Source organism: Slackia sp. CM382 (assembly GCF_000293015.1).
Classification (GTDB): Bacteria; Actinomycetota; Coriobacteriia; order Coriobacteriales; family Eggerthellaceae; genus Slackia; species Slackia exigua.
This window is the reverse complement of sequence record NZ_ALNO01000005.1, coordinates 14,920-28,883: the sequence shown is the minus strand read 5'-3', so window position 1 is coordinate 28,883 and position 13,964 is coordinate 14,920. Positions and strand designations below refer to the sequence as shown.

At 63.3% G+C, this 13,964-nt stretch carries 14 protein-coding genes; all 14 read right to left on the bottom strand.

The window, feature by feature from the left end; all coding sequences use genetic code 11:
* Positions 1–2 precede the first annotated feature (2 nt).
* The 14 genes from dnaE to rpiB all read right to left on the bottom strand — a co-directional run bounded on the left by dnaE (position 3) and on the right by rpiB (position 13,872).
* On the bottom strand, positions 3–3,521 hold the full coding sequence (gene dnaE / locus HMPREF1155_RS02070) for a DNA polymerase III subunit alpha (protein ID WP_009076935.1): 3,519 nt from the start codon (positions 3,519–3,521) through the stop codon (positions 3–5).
* 231 nt (positions 3,522–3,752) lie between these two features.
* Positions 3,753–4,022 carry an ATP synthase F1 subunit epsilon gene (atpC, locus tag HMPREF1155_RS02065; protein ID WP_006362104.1) on the bottom strand — a complete coding sequence of 90 codons (270 nt, stop codon included), beginning with the start codon at positions 4,020–4,022 and terminating at the stop codon, positions 3,753–3,755.
* Position 4,023: 1 nt separating this feature from the next.
* Positions 4,024–5,466, bottom strand: a complete 1,443-nt coding sequence (atpD, locus tag HMPREF1155_RS02060; protein ID WP_345791491.1) for a F0F1 ATP synthase subunit beta — start codon at positions 5,464–5,466, stop codon at positions 4,024–4,026.
* 15 nt (positions 5,467–5,481) lie between these two features.
* The gene (gene atpG / locus HMPREF1155_RS02055) at positions 5,482–6,396 is read right to left on the bottom strand and encodes an ATP synthase F1 subunit gamma (RefSeq protein ID WP_009077048.1); all 915 of its coding nucleotides are present in this window, start codon (positions 6,394–6,396) and stop codon (positions 5,482–5,484) included.
* A 13-nt stretch (positions 6,397–6,409) separates the two neighbouring features.
* The gene (gene atpA / locus HMPREF1155_RS02050; RefSeq protein ID WP_202898191.1) at positions 6,410–7,978 is read right to left on the bottom strand and encodes a F0F1 ATP synthase subunit alpha; all 1,569 of its coding nucleotides are present in this window, start codon (positions 7,976–7,978) and stop codon (positions 6,410–6,412) included.
* Positions 7,972–8,547: an ATP synthase F1 subunit delta gene (gene atpH, locus HMPREF1155_RS02045; RefSeq protein WP_009076857.1), complete on the bottom strand. Its 576-nt coding sequence runs from the start codon at positions 8,545–8,547 to the stop codon at positions 7,972–7,974. The genes atpA and atpH overlap by 7 nt, the downstream gene beginning before the upstream one ends.
* Positions 8,537–9,184 (bottom strand): F0F1 ATP synthase subunit B, encoded by a 648-nt coding sequence (gene atpF / locus HMPREF1155_RS02040; protein ID WP_009077000.1) that lies wholly within the window; start codon positions 9,182–9,184, stop codon positions 8,537–8,539. Before atpF ends, atpH begins: the two co-directional genes overlap by 11 nt.
* Positions 9,185–9,198: 14 nt before the next feature.
* Complete coding sequence (atpE, locus tag HMPREF1155_RS02035; protein WP_006362110.1) at positions 9,199–9,420, bottom strand: ATP synthase F0 subunit C; 222 nt, start codon at positions 9,418–9,420, stop codon at positions 9,199–9,201.
* Positions 9,421–9,535: 115 nt separating this feature from the next.
* Entirely contained in the window at positions 9,536–10,330 is a 795-nt protein-coding gene (gene atpB / locus HMPREF1155_RS02030) for a F0F1 ATP synthase subunit A (protein ID WP_009076782.1), read from the bottom strand.
* Between the two features lie 26 nt (positions 10,331–10,356).
* Positions 10,357–10,656, bottom strand: a complete 300-nt coding sequence (locus tag HMPREF1155_RS02025) for a hypothetical protein (protein ID WP_006362112.1) — start codon at positions 10,654–10,656, stop codon at positions 10,357–10,359.
* Positions 10,657–10,828: 172 nt separating this feature from the next.
* Positions 10,829–11,290 carry a cytidine/deoxycytidylate deaminase family protein gene (locus tag HMPREF1155_RS02020; RefSeq protein ID WP_009076873.1) on the bottom strand — a complete coding sequence of 154 codons (462 nt, stop codon included), beginning with the start codon at positions 11,288–11,290 and terminating at the stop codon, positions 10,829–10,831.
* 83 nt (positions 11,291–11,373) lie between these two features.
* Entirely contained in the window at positions 11,374–12,018 is a 645-nt protein-coding gene (gene upp, locus HMPREF1155_RS02015; RefSeq protein ID WP_009077030.1) for a uracil phosphoribosyltransferase, read from the bottom strand.
* A 96-nt stretch (positions 12,019–12,114) separates the two neighbouring features.
* Positions 12,115–13,365 carry a serine hydroxymethyltransferase gene (gene glyA, locus HMPREF1155_RS02010; protein ID WP_009076959.1) on the bottom strand — a complete coding sequence of 417 codons (1,251 nt, stop codon included), beginning with the start codon at positions 13,363–13,365 and terminating at the stop codon, positions 12,115–12,117.
* Positions 13,366–13,416: 51 nt separating this feature from the next.
* A complete protein-coding gene (rpiB, locus tag HMPREF1155_RS02005; RefSeq protein WP_039993207.1) occupies positions 13,417–13,872 on the bottom strand; it encodes a ribose 5-phosphate isomerase B in 456 nt (151 codons plus the stop codon).
* Positions 13,873–13,964 lie beyond the last annotated feature (92 nt).

Below are 13,964 nucleotides of genomic sequence, written 5' to 3'. Positions count from 1 at the left end.
GCCTATCTCCTCTGCTCCTGCAGGCTCTTCCACACCGGGCGCCCGAAGAGCGTCATGATGCCCGAATAAAGCAGGTTATCGGCCGCATCGACCTTGATCGGAAGCTCGGCGCGGAACTTGCGCCCGTCGGACTGCTCCACGTACAGGACGACGGGATCGTTGCCCGGATAGTCCCCGAGTATGCCGTAGAGCCGTGTGGCGACGGACTGGTCGAAGTCGGCAGCGGCGAGCGAGATCTGCAGGTTGCTCGGCGTCTCGCGCATGCTGTCCACATCCAGACGTTCCACCTCGAAGGCGAGGATCTGGTCTCCGCGCTCGGAATGCTCGAACCGGCCCTTGATCTTGACGATGGCGTCTTCCTGGATGGCTTCTTCGAAGTCGCTGTACTTGAAGCAGACGCACTCCATATGGCCCGTCGTGTCTTCGAGATCGAAGTTCGCCATCTTGGTGCCCTTGCGCGTCATCTTGACGGTGACGCTTGCCACGAGCCCCGCGAACACGGCGTTCTTGATATCGCCCTTGTGCTCCGCAAGGTCGCCCAGGTGGTACTTCGTGACCGACTCGAGCGACCGTTCGTACGGACGCAGGGGATGGTCGGAGACATAGATCTTGAGGATCTCCTTCTCATAGGCGAGCAGCATGCGCTTGTCCCACTCGATGCCGTCCGGCGCCGGCACGTCGTCGTCGAACCCGCTGTCGGGCACATCGGCGAACAGGTCGAACATGCTCACCTGGCCGGCATCGCGATCCTTCTGGCGCTTCGCGGCGGATTCGAGCAGCGGCGTGTCGTCGATGAAGTGCATGAGCTGCTTGCGCGTGTACCCCGTCGAGTCGAACGCACCCGACTTCACCAGCGCTTCGAGCGTTTTACGGTTATAGCATTTCGCATCCAGGCGGTTCACGAAGTCGTGCAGGCTCGAGTACGGGCCGTTGGCCTCGCGTTCGTCGATGATGGACTGCGCCACCGCCTCGCCGATGCCGCGCACGCCGGCAAGTCCGAAGCGGATGCCCTCCTCAAGCGGCGTGAATTCGAGATTCGACGTGTTCACGTCGGGCGGCAGCACGGGAATGCCCGAATGCGTGCAGCTGGAGATGTACTTGATGAGACGATCGGCGTTGCCCATGTAGCTGGAAAGCACGGCCGCCATGAATTCATACGGATAGTGCGCCTTCAGATACGCCGTGCGCATGACGAGCAAGGCGTAGGCCGCGGAATGCGACTTGTTGAACGCGTACTTCGCGAACTTCTCGGCGTCTTCCCAGATCTGCTTCGCGATTTCGAGCGAATAGCCGTTCTCGACGGCCCCTTCGTTCCAATCGGCCTGAAGCTGGCGCATGATATCCAGCTTCTTCTTGCCCATGGCCTTGCGCAGGCGGTCGGCCTTGCCGGCCGAGAACCCGCTCATAGCCATCGAGATCTGCATGATCTGCTCCTGGTAGACCATCGTGCCGTAGGTCTCTTCCAGGATGGGGCGCAGACGATCGTCGTAGTAATGGATCTCGGTCGTGCCGTTCGCCACCTTGACGTAGTCGTCGACCATGCCCGATTCGAGCGGGCCCGGACGGTTGAGCGCGATGGAGGCGACGATATCGGAGAACCGACGCGGCGGAAGCCTGCTGAACAGGCTCACATAGAGCGCGCCTTCGACCTGGAACAGGCCGTCCATGCCCCAGCGCATCTCGCCGCGCATGAGACGGAACGCCTCGGCGTCTTCGATGGGTATCTCGTCGGGACGGATTTCGAGACCGTGGCGCGCCTTCACGTTCTTGCAGGCGCGCGACAGCACGCCCAGCGTGCGCAGGCCCAGGAAGTCCATTTTGAGCAGGCCCAGTTCAGGCGTGTAGTGGCCGTCGTACTGGGTGATCATGCCGCCGCCCTTGGTGTCGCGCTTCACGGGCACGTGGTCGACCAAGGGGTCGCGGCAGATGATCGTCGCGCAGGCATGCACGCCCTCGCCGCGGATGTTGCCCTCGATGGAACGTGCCGCATCGATGATGTCGCGCGTGTCGGCATCGTCGTCGTACATCTTCTTGAGGTCGACGTTGTTCTCCAGAGCGTCGTCGAGCGTGATGCCGAGCTCGTCGCCGATGGTCTTGCAGATCTTATCGCCCACGCCATACGGATGCCCGAGCACGCGCGCGGCGTCGCGCACGGCGTTTTTCGCCTGCAGCTTGCCGAACGTGATGACACCCGCGATATGGTCGGCCCCATAGAAATCGCGCACGTGGTCGATGACGTCCTGGCGGTGCTGATCGTCGAAGTCGACGTCGATATCGGGCATCTCCACGCGTTCGGGCGACAGGAAGCGTTCGAACAGCAGCCCGTTGTCCAGAGGTTCCAGGTCAGTGATGCCCATCGCGTACGTGCAGATGGCACCTGCGGCCGACCCGCGCCCCGGACCGACGCCGATGCCGTTGTCCTTCGCCCAGCGGATGTATTCCTGCACGATGAGGAAGTAGGCGGGAAATCCCTGCTGGATGATGACGCCGGCTTCGTATTCGTATCGCTCGACCACGTCGGGGCGCGCGGCGCGCAGCTCGTCCATCGTCGTGATCTCACCGTTGTTGCCGTAGCGGTGGATGAGCCCCTTCTCGCATTCCTCGCGGAAGAGCATCTCCTCGGTGTAGCCTTCGGGCAACGGGAAACGCGGAAGGATGGAATCGCGCTCGAGCTCCACGGAGCATTTCTCGGCGACCTTGACCGTGTTGTCGCAGGCCTCGGGGAAATCGCGCAGGGCCTCGCGCATCTCTTCCTCGGTCTTCATGTAGAACTCGTCGTTCGCGAACCTCATGCGGTTCTCGTCGTCGTAGTTCGACCCCGTGCCGATGCACAGCATGATGTCCTGCGCCTTGGCGTCTTCGCGCGTCAGGTAATGGAAGTCGTTCGTGGCGATGGTTTCGAGCCCCAGATCATGGGCAAGGTTCGAAAGCTGCACGTTCAGCTCGTGCTGGGAGAAGCCCTCTTCCGTGGAGATGCCCTGATCCTGAAGCTCGATATAGAAATCCCCCGGCTCGAAGATGTCCTTGAACGTCTGGGCCCACTCCCGTGCCCCCGCGACATCGCGCTCGCGCAGACGCCGGGGTATGATGCCGGCGATGCAGGCGCTCGTCGCGACGATGCCCTTCGCATGCTTCTTGATCATATCGAGCGTCGTGCGGGGCTTGTAATAGTAATTGTCCATATGCGACTCGGACACGAGATGCAGCAGATTGTGATAGCCCTCGGAGTTCTTGGCGAGCATGATCATGTGATAGAGCGGAGAGCGCTTCTTCGTGCCTACCTCGGGATCTTCGGTGAAATAGATCTCGCAGCCGTAGATGGGCTTGACCTTCTTGCCCGTTTCCCTCTCGACTGCCGCGCAGGCGTCGCACAGCTCGGGCACGCCGCACATCACGCCGTGGTCGGTGATGGCGACGGCGGGCATATCGAGGTCGGCCGCGCGACGCACCATGTCCTTCACGTGCGTGGCGCCGTCGAGCATCGAATACTCGGTGTGATTATGCAGGTGGACGAACGACATGGCAGTCCCTTCATGCGCGTGCGCGCACGCTTCCCCGCCGTCCTCGCCGGCCTGGACGCGTGCCATATGCTTGGATTCTTCGACGCGCCTATGATACCAGCCCGACGCTTCCGAAACGGGAGCGGCCCTCTCGTTCCGGAAGCTCCATAGCGCCTGATAGGTCGGTTCATGAGAAAGGGCGCCCCTGATGGGACGCCCTTTCGGAAATCGTGAGGAATCCTCTTCGAAACCTCAGGCCGTACGCTCCTGGGCCTTGTCGGCCAGGATGATGACCTTCGTGCCGGTGACCTGCACGTAGCCGCCTTCGACGTCGAACTCCTTCACGGAGCCGGCCTCATCGAGCTGGACGCGGACGACGCCGTCGGCGAGCGCCGACACCAGAGGCACGTGGTCGTACAGGAAGCCCATCTGACCTTCGGTCCCCGGTACCACGACCATGAAGGCCTCGTCGGTGAAGCACTTCGCTTCAGGGGTCACGATGTCGCAGGTTAGCTTCGGCATGTTAGTCCTCGCTCTTCTGCATGGCCTCGTACTCGGCGTACACGTCGTCGATGGAGCCCTTCAGGCGGAAGCACTGCTCGGGAATCTCGTCGCACTCGCCGTCGAGGATGGCGGCGAAGGAACGGACGGTGTCCTCCATCTTGACGTACTTGCCGGGCAGACCGGTGAACTGCGTCGCGACGTGGAAGCACTGGCCGAAGAACTGCTGGGCCTTACGGGCGCGGGAGACCGTGAGCTTCTGCTCTTCGGTCAGCTCGTCCATGCCGAGGATGGCGATGATGTCCTGAAGGTCCTTGTAGTTCTGGAGCAGCTCCTGGATGCCCGTCGCCACGCGGTAGTGTTCTTCGCCGACGATGGCCGGCTCGAGCGCGCGGGAGGTGGACTCCAGGGGATCGACGGCCGGGTAGATGCCCAGTTCGGCGATCGAACGGGACAGAACCGTCTTGGCGTCCAGGTGGGTGAAGGTCGTGGCCGGCGCGGGGTCGGTCAGGTCGTCGGCGGGCACGTAGACGGCCTGCACGGACGTGATGGAACCCGTGGTCGTCGACGTGATGCGCTCCTGAAGGTCGCCCATCTCGGTCGCCAGCGTAGGCTGGTAGCCTACTGCGGAAGGCATGCGGCCGAGCAGCGCGGACACTTCGGAACCCGCCTGGGTGAAGCGGAAGATGTTGTCGATGAACAGCAGGACGTCCTGGCCTTGGTCGCGGAAGTACTCCGCTTCGGTCAGACCGGCCAGACCGACGCGCAGACGCGCTCCCGGCGGCTCGTTCATCTGGCCGTAGACCAGGCACGTCTTCTCGACGACGCCCGATTCGCTCATCTCGAGGAACAGGTCGGTGCCCTCGCGCGTGCGCTCGCCGACGCCCGTGAAGACGGACGTGCCGCTGTGCTCCTGCGCGAGGTTGTTGATGAGCTCCTGGATGATGACGGTCTTGCCGACGCCGGCGCCGCCGAACAGGCCCGTCTTGCCGCCGCGAATGAACGGCTCGATCAGGTCGATCGCCTTGATGCCGGTCTCGAAGATCTCGGTCGTCGTCGACAGGGACTCGTAGTCGGGGGCAGGACGGTGGATGGGCATGTAGCCGGACACCTCGGGCATCGGCTTCTCATCCACGGGCTGGCCCATGACGTTCCAGATGCGGCCGAGGGTCTCGGGACCCACGGGCATCATGATGGGATGGCCCGTGTCGACGGCCTCGGCGCCGCGCACCAGGCCGTCGGTCGAGCTCATCGCGACGGAACGCACGAGGTTGCCGGGAAGCATCGATTCGACTTCCAGGACGACGCGCATCTCGCCGGCGGGGGTGATGGCGTCAACCGTCAGCGCGTTATAGATCGCCGGCAGCTGATCAGCCGGGAACTCGACGTCGACGACAGGACCCACGATGCGCACGATGCGACCGGTAGCGCCCTTGCTGGCGTCAAGCTCCTCTCTGGTAAGCATTCTTTCGTCAGCCATTTATTCCTCCAAAGCTGCTGCGCCACCAACGATCTCGTTGATCTCAGTGGTGATGGCACCTTGACGTACACGGTTATACAACCTCGACAACGTCTCCACCATCTCGGTGGCGTTATCGGTCGCCGAGTGCATGGCACTGCGGCGAGCCGCCTGCTCCCCGGCCGCGGAGTCGATCAGCGCGCGGTAGATCGACGTGCGCAGGTACGCGGGCAGCAGACGTGCCAGCACGTCGGCGGGTTCAGGCTCGAACTCGATGCTCGCGGGGACGGTCTCGGTTTCGGCGGGTTCCTCGACGGCGGATGCCGTGCGGACGTGCGCCTGAGGTGCGGCCGTCGTATCGACGGGAAGGATGATCTGCTCGGTGAGAACCTGCGTCGCAGCGTTCTTACTGTGGTTGTAGATCAGGACGACCTCGTCGATGCTGCCTTCCTCATACGCCTTGATGGCGTAGTCGGCGATTTCGCCGGCCTGCTCGATCGTAGGATCGGCAGACTGGTCCTTGAACTCGAGGACGGGCGTCATCTTGCGGAACCGGAAGAACCCGCCGGCCTTCTTGCCGCATGCGATGATGTCGACCTCGACTCCTTCGGACTTCTTCGCGCGAACGGTCTTCTCGACGGCGCGCAGAACATTCGAGTTGAAGCCCCCGGCGAGGCCGCGGTCGGAAACCACGGCCACCGCAAGGATGCGTTTCACGCTCTCATGCTTCTCCAGCAACGGGTTCTCGCTGGGCTGCACGCGCTCCGCGACACCTTGCAGCATCTCGACCATGGAATCGGAGTACGGCGCGGCGGCGGCGATGCGTTCGGTCGCATGCTTGACCTTCGCGCCGGCCACCATCTCCATGGTGCGCGTGATCTGCTTAGTCGATGAAACCGACTTGATGCGCTTATCGATGTCGTGCAGGTTAGGCATGTCTCACGCCTTCCTACGACGCCGCGAACTGCTTCTTGAAAGAGGCGATCGCCTCTTTCAGAGCACCTTCGGTCGTGTCGGTGAACTTCGCATCCGCATGGATCTGGGCGAGCACGTCGGCGTGCTTGGCGCGCAGGTACTCGAGAAGCTCGGTGCGGAAACGGACGACGTCCTTGACCGCCACGTCATCGAGGTAGCCATGGCCGCCGGCGTAGACCGCGCAGGCCTCTTCCTCGAACTCAAGCGGCATGTAGCGACCCTGCTTGAGAAGCTCGGTCATGCGGGCGCCGCGGTTCAGCTGGTCCTGGGTGGACTTGTCGAGGTCGGAGCCGAACTGCGTGAACGCCTGAAGCTCGCGATAGGACGCGAGGTCGAGGCGCAGCGTGCCGGACTGGGACTTGACGGCCTTCGTCTGGGCGGAACCGCCGACGCGCGACACGGAGATGCCGACGTTGATGGCAGGACGCTGGCCCTGGAAGAACAGGTCCGTGGACAGGAAGATCTGACCGTCGGTGATGGAGATCACGTTGGTCGGGATGTAGGCGGAGACGTCGCCGGCCTGGGTCTCGATGATCGGCAGAGCCGTCATGGAGCCGCAGCCGTTGGCCTCGTTCATCTTCACCGCGCGCTCGAGCAGGCGGCTGTGCAGGTAGAAGATGTCGCCGGGATACGCCTCGCGTCCCGGCGGGCGGTGCAGCGTCAGGGACATCTGGCGGTAGGCGACGGCCTGCTTGGACAGGTCGTCGTAGATGATGAGCACGTGGCGACCCAGGTTCTCGGGGCCCGCAGGCTTGCCGTCCTCGCCGGTGTAGACGAAGTGCTCGCCCATCGCGGCGCCGGCCATAGGCGCGATGTACTGCAGCGGGGCGGAATCGGACGCGGTGGCGGACACGATGATCGTGTATTCCATGGCGCCGTGCTTCTCGAGGGTCTCCATCACGTTGGCCACCGTGGAGGCCTTCTGGCCCACGGCGACGTAGATGCAGATCATGTCCTTGCCCTTTTGGTTGATGATCGCGTCGATGGCGATGGCGGTCTTGCCCGTCTGGCGGTCGCCGATGATGAGCTCGCGCTGGCCGCGGCCGATGGGGATCATCGTGTCGACGGCGACGATGCCCGTCTGCATGGGCTCATGCACGGGCTTGCGGTGGATGACGCCGGGAGCCTTGAACTCGACGGGGCGCATGCCCTCGGCCTTGATGGGGCCCTTGCCGTCGATCGGCATGCCCAACGGATTCACGACGCGCCCGAGGAGGCTCTTGCCCGAAGGCACCTCCATGATGCGGCCGGTCGTACGGACCTGGTCGTTCTCTCGAATAGCGGTGACATCGCCCATCAGGACGGCGCCGACCTCTTCCTCTTCGAGGTTCTGCGCAAGACCGTAGACGGTTTTGCCATCGGCGCCGATGAACTCCAGGAGTTCGCCCGCCATGGCACCCTTCAATCCATCGATGCGGGCGATACCGTCGCCCACCTGGACGACCATGCCCACCTCACGTGCATCGACGCTCGTCTCGAGGTCTTCAAGCTGCTTGCGCAATGCTTCGTCGATAGACTTTGCGGTGATTTCTGTCACTAGCATTCACCTCCATCGTTAGATTCCGAAAGCACGGTGCGAGCCTGCTCCAGCTTGGAGACGACGCTCGCGTCGATGCGTTTACCTTGAGTGCTCATGATGATCCCGCCCAGGATGGACGGATCGACATGCTCGCGCAGCACGACGCTCTTGCCAAGGTCGGCGGCGACCTTTTCGGAAATGAGGGTCCGCAGCTCGTCGTCGAGCTCGACGACGGTCGTCACGTCGACGACGGCGAGGCCCAGCCTTTCGTCGATCAATGCAGCGAATGCATTGTTGATCTGGGAAAGTTCCGAAAAGTCCTGACGCTCGGCCATGACCGAGAGGACGCTTGCGAGCAGAGGATCGAAGCCTTCGAACACGCCCTGGGCAATGGTGCGGCGTTGTTCTGCCGTATAGGCGATCTCATCGAAGGCGTCGCGCAGATCGGCGTTCCCGCGATACAGGAACACGACCTGCTCGAGCTGGTCGCGCACGGTCAGCACGCGCTCCTGCCCCTCGGCCGAAGCGGCCGAGAAGAGCGTCTCGGCATACGTCGCGATCTCTTCTTTGACGAGCAGTCGATTATGAGGCATTGAAGCTACCTGCCTCTTCGACGTAGCGCTTGATGATCGCGCGATGCTCGTCATCGGAAAGGTCGGTGCCGATGAGCTTGGACGCCACGGACACCGAGATGTCCGCCACGGACTTCTGCAGGTCGGAAACGGCCTGCTTGCGCTCGGCCTCGATGGCCGCCTGGGCCTTCTCGATCATGCCGGCGGCTTCGTCGGCCGCCTTCTTCTGGATATCGGCCTTCACGGCCTCGCCGGTCTTCTTCGCCTCGGCGACGATGCTCGATGCCTCGGCCTTCGCGTCGGCGAGCTGCTGCTTGTATTCGGCAAGAAGCCTCTCGCTTTCCTGACGGGCGGCTTCGGCGCTCTTCAGGTCTTCGCGGATGGTGGTCGCGCGCTTTTCGAGCATGCGGTCGAACACCGGCCAGCCGAACTTGGCAAGGATGACCCAGAGGATGACGAAGGCGACGAGCATCGGGATGAACTCGTTCATCTTGGGGAGGATGGCGCTGATGCCGCCGCTCTCCTCAGCGAACGCATACGCCGGGGTCGAAAGGGCCACGGCCGCGGCGGATGCGCCTGCGGTGCCGATGAACGCCTTCGCCTGTGCGATAGATGCCTTCAATTCGCTTCCCTCCTGTCCTTCTCTCGTATATGCCATACGGAAGATCCGTCTTAGCCGATGAAGAACAGAACCAGGCCGAGCAGGGCCAGGGCCTCGGACATGGCGGCGCCGATGAAGAAGTAGCCCATGAGCTGACCCTTCATCTCAGGCTGGCGGGCGGCGGCGACGCACAGGCCGTAGGTGGCGATGCCGATGCCGATGCCGGGGCCGATGGCGGCCAGGCCGTAGCCGACGACCTTCAGTGCGGCAAGCGTAAGGGTGATCTCTGTCACAATTTCCTCCTTCGACGGGTCCCAGCCTTCTTGGGACCTTCTACCTAAACTATGTGCCAAGCTGCAAGGAAGACAGCCGTGTCACCGAAGCGGTGCGCCGTTGCCGGCGCGCGTCCTAGTGGCGATGGATCGCCATGCCGATGTAGGACGAGGATAGGATCGCGAACACGAACGCCTGAAGGAACGCGACCAGGCATTCGAGCGCATACATGAGGACGAGCAGCGCGAACCAGACGATCGAGGTGCCCGCCGCCGCGATGGACATGGAGGCATCGAGCAGGCCGCAGTAGATGAACGACGTGGTGGCGATGCCGAAGACGGCCAGGATCATATGGCCCGAGAGCATGTTGCCGTAGAGTCGGACGGCCAGCGTGAGCACGCGGATGACCATGGAGAAAAGCTCGAGGAACCAGATGATCGGCGCCATGGGGGCGGGAACGCCGCTCGGGCAAAGATTGCCGAGATAGCGGACGGGGCCGAAGGTCTTGATGCCGTAGATGTTGAAATACAGAAACGAGATGATGGACAGCGCCCACGTGCAGGAGATCGCGCCCGTCGATGTCTTGAAGCCCGGAACGAGCCCCAAGATGTTGCAGATCAGGATGAAGAAGAACAGCGATGCCAGAAACGGCACGTGCTTCTTGAAGCCTTCGCCGATGACGTCTTCGGCGATGTTGCGATTCACGAATTCGTAGCCGTACTCGACCATGTTCACGAACTTGCTTGACGGAACGATCCTGATCTTCTTCGCGGCCAGAAGGACCACGAGGAAGGTGACGGCCAAGGCGATGAAGAGCCAGACGACGTACTGGGTGACGTGCCATCCGCCGATGCTGAGCACCGTGGTGGGATTGAAGTCTTCCGAGACGTGCTGTGCCTGGGAGACGAACAAATCAAGAGCTTCGCCCATGCTTTGACCCTTCCTTGAAAACGACCCTATTCCCCGCGACGGGTTCTGCGCTTCGCGAGGACGTTCTTATACACGACATAGGCTATGGTCGCGCCTAGAAACACGATTCCCTCCGCGACGACGAAGGGGACGAGCGCGCCTCGTGCGTTGAACGCGCATGCCAGCAGGCCGGCGATCAGGACGACGAGGGACGCGAAGACGCCGACGAGCCCATAGAGGCCGATGGTGAGAGCAGCTTGAGATGCCGAGCGGCGCGAAAGCCTCATCGACAGGAAGATGGGCGCGAAGCCGAAAGCTCCGGCCAATGCCCCGAGGACGATAGGCATGACGTGCGTTCAACCCCCTTTTCTCAACCATTCGGTTACAGCCGCATTGCGGAATGCTATCAGATATTCAGCAAGCCGAAAGGAACCGCGCAACTAAAAGCGCAAAAAGAGGGAAACGTCCTTCGAACGGCGGAAACGACTGCAGGCGAAACGCTCGGGCACGAAAAGCGGCTCAATCTCTTTCGACCTTGCGCACGACGATGTCGGTATCGGCGAGGAGGTCGAGCGAAAGCCGGTCGGGATACCCTTCGGCATAGACGATCTCCCCGATGCCCGCGTTGATGATCATCTTCGTGCAGACCGAGCAGGGCTGCGTGGTGATGTAGATCGACGAACCCTGGATGTTGATCCCGTGGCGGGCGGCCTGGATGATGGCATTCTGCTCCGCATGCAGGCCTCGGCAGATCTCATGGCGCTGACCGGAGGGGACGCCGAGGCGCTCACGCAGGCATCCGACCTCTTCGCAGTGGCGCAGGCCCGTAGGAACGCCGTTGTAGCCGGTCGCCAGGATGCGGCGGTCCTTGACGAGAAGCGCACCCACCGCGCGACGCAGGCAGGTGGCGCGCCCGGACACCTCGAATGCGAGGTGCATGAAGTATTCGTCCCAGCTCGGACGTTCGATATGCGATTTCACGACGCCCCCCTACGCGAAGCCGCATGCGCGCCCCGGACACGTGCCGGGATGACGCATGCGGCGACGATGCCTTCGTGCGACGGCTAGCAGGTGCCGAAGATACGGTCGCCCGCATCGCCCAGGCCGGGCACGATGTAGGCGTTTTCATTGAGCCTGTCGTCGATCGCGCACGTATAGACGGCCACGTCCGGATCGGCGGCGAGCACGGCATCGATGCCCTCGGGCACGGCGACGAGCACGAGAAGCTTGAGGTTCTTCACGCCCGCCTTGCGCAGGTATTCGATGGCCGCGATGGCGCTTCCGCCGGTCGCGAGCATCGGATCGACGACGAAGACCTCGGCCTCGGCCGCGTCCTCCGGGACGTTCGCGTAATACTCATGCGGACGATGGGTCTCGGGGTCGCGATACATGCCCAGGTGGCCGACGCGGGCGGTCGGGATGAGATCGAGCATGCCCTCGGTCATCCCGAGGCCGGCACGGATGATCGGAACGATGACGACGTCGCGACCGCGTACGGATTCGCACCGCGCGACCGCGATGGGCGTCGTGACGTCCGTCGCGGTCGTGGGCAGGTCGCGCGTCGCCTCGTACGCCTCGAGCTGCGCAAGCTCGCGTACGAGCTGGCGGAAGAGCGACGAAGGCGTGTCTTCGGCGCGCAGGACGCCGATCTTGTGCTTCACGAGGGGATGGTCGACGAGCACGACCCTGTCCGTTTCGGTGTAATCCATGCTGAAAGCTCCTATCGATGCTGCGAGGCGCATCCTCGCTCTGAAGAACCGGCCGCGCGCGGCGTCGATCCCGCGCGAAGCCGTTCAGATTATGCCCTAAAAATCGTATTCGGGGTACAGGGGATGCGCGGCGAGGATGCGCTTGACCTCTTCCGAAACCTCGGCGAGGGCGGCCGCGTCCTCGATCGAGAAGACCGTCTTGGCGATAAGGAGCCCCACCGCACGGAAGTCGTCCGCGGTCAGGCCGCGCGTCGTGGCGGCGGCCGACCCGACGCGGATGCCGCTCGTCACGAACGGGGAACGCTGCTCATGGGGGATCGTGTTCTTATTGACGGTGATGCCCACGCGATCGAGCGCGCGCTCGGCGTCGCGGCCGCTCACGTCGGCGGGCGTGAGGTCGACCAGGCACAGATGATTGTCGGTGCCGCCGGATACGAGGCGCAGGCCGCCCTCGACCAGGCCGTCCGCAAGCGCGGCGCAGTTGGCGACGACGCCATCGATATAGGTCTTGAACTCAGGCTTCAAAGCTTCCCCGAACGCGACCGCCTTGCCGGCGATGACATGCATGAGGGGACCGCCCTGGCTGCCGGGGAAGACCGCCTTGTCGATCTTCTTCGCGAGCTCCTCGTCGTTGGTGAGGATCAGGCCTCCGCGCGGGCCGCGCAGGGTCTTGTGCGTCGTGGTGGTGACGACGTCGGCGAAGGGCAAGGGGCTCGGATGCGCGCCGGTGGCGACGAGGCCTGCGATGTGGGCCATGTCCACCATGAAGCGCGCGCCGTGACGATGCGCGATGTCGGCCATGCGCTCGAAGTCGATCACGCGCGGATAGGCCGAGGCGCCGCCGACGATGAGGCTGGGATGGAGCTCGTCGGCCATGCGGTCGATCGCATCGTAGTCGATGGTCTCGTCTTCTCCCAGGCCGTAGCCGTGGAAGTCGTACAGCTTGCCCGAGAAGTTGACCGGGGAGCCGTGCGTGAGATGCCCGCCGTTGTCGAGGCTCATGCCGAGCACCGTATCGCCGGGCTCGATGAGCGCGAAATACGCGGCGAGGTTCGCGTTGGCGCCGCTATGGGGCTGCACGTTGGCGAAACCGGCGCCGAAGAGCTCTTCGGCGCGGTCGCGTGCGAGATTCTCGACGATATCGACCTTCTCGCAGCCGCCGTAGTAGCGCTTGCCCGGATAGCCCTCGGCGTACTTGTTCGTCATGACGGACCCCATGGCCTCCATGACCGCAGGGCTCGTGAAATTCTCGGATGCGATGAGCTCGACGGAATCGCGCTGACGGGACAGTTCCGCGGAAATGGCTGCGGCTACTTCCTGATCGGCAGAAACATACGAAAATGGCATTGCTCGCCTTCCTTTCTGGTCATCCGGCGCGACTATGCCGCACCTGCGGCATCAGGCCTCTTCGACGACGGTCCCCTCGAGCTTCATGATCTTCTCGACGCGGCCGGCATGGCGTCCGCCGGCGAAATCGGTCGAGAAGAACGCGTCCAGGATGCGCTCGTTCGTCTCAAGGTCAACGAAACGTCCCGACAGCGCGATGACATTCGCATCGTTGTGTTCGCGGCAGAGCTCCGCGAACTTCACGGACACGATGTTCGCGGCTCGAACGCCGGCGACCTTGTCGGCCGCGAGCGCCATGCCGATGCCGGTGCCGCACACGAGGACGCCCCTTTCGGAGAGCCCGCGCGCGACATCGAGCGCGACGGGAAGCGCGAAGTCGGGATAATCGACCCGATCATCGGTGGCAGGACCGCGGTCGACCACGTCGAAGCCACGTTCGACCAGATAGGCCGCAAGGGCTTCCTTCTGCTCGAACCCCGCATGGTCGCTTGCGATCGAAACCTTCATCCTCGCACCCCTTCGTTCGCCCGAACGGAGCATCCGTCCGCGCATGCTGAATCGAAACTCGACCATGATACCGTCGCCCGCATGCCGGCCGC

Excerpts from the sequence above, each read along its gene's own strand:
- dnaE (WP_009076935.1), bottom strand. The coding sequence starts at position 3,521 with ATGTCGTTCGTCCACCTGCATAATCACACCGAGTATTCGATGCTCGAC.
- atpC (WP_006362104.1), bottom strand. The coding sequence starts at position 4,022 with ATGCCGAAGCTAACCTGCGACATCGTGACCCCTGAAGCGAAGTGCTTC.
- atpD (WP_345791491.1), bottom strand. The coding sequence starts at position 5,466 with ATGCTTACCAGAGAGGAGCTTGACGCCAGCAAGGGCGCTACCGGTCGC.
- atpG (WP_009077048.1), bottom strand. The coding sequence starts at position 6,396 with ATGCCTAACCTGCACGACATCGATAAGCGCATCAAGTCGGTTTCATCG.
- atpA (WP_202898191.1), bottom strand. The coding sequence starts at position 7,978 with ATGCTAGTGACAGAAATCACCGCAAAGTCTATCGACGAAGCATTGCGC.
- atpH (WP_009076857.1), bottom strand. The coding sequence starts at position 8,547 with ATGCCTCATAATCGACTGCTCGTCAAAGAAGAGATCGCGACGTATGCC.
- atpF (WP_009077000.1), bottom strand. The coding sequence starts at position 9,184 with ATGGCATATACGAGAGAAGGACAGGAGGGAAGCGAATTGAAGGCATCT.
- atpB (WP_009076782.1), bottom strand. The coding sequence starts at position 10,330 with ATGGGCGAAGCTCTTGATTTGTTCGTCTCCCAGGCACAGCACGTCTCG.
- HMPREF1155_RS02025 (WP_006362112.1), bottom strand. The coding sequence starts at position 10,656 with ATGCCTATCGTCCTCGGGGCATTGGCCGGAGCTTTCGGCTTCGCGCCC.
- upp (WP_009077030.1), bottom strand. The coding sequence starts at position 12,018 with ATGGATTACACCGAAACGGACAGGGTCGTGCTCGTCGACCATCCCCTC.
- glyA (WP_009076959.1), bottom strand. The coding sequence starts at position 13,365 with ATGCCATTTTCGTATGTTTCTGCCGATCAGGAAGTAGCCGCAGCCATT.
- rpiB (WP_039993207.1), bottom strand. The coding sequence starts at position 13,872 with ATGAAGGTTTCGATCGCAAGCGACCATGCGGGGTTCGAGCAGAAGGAA.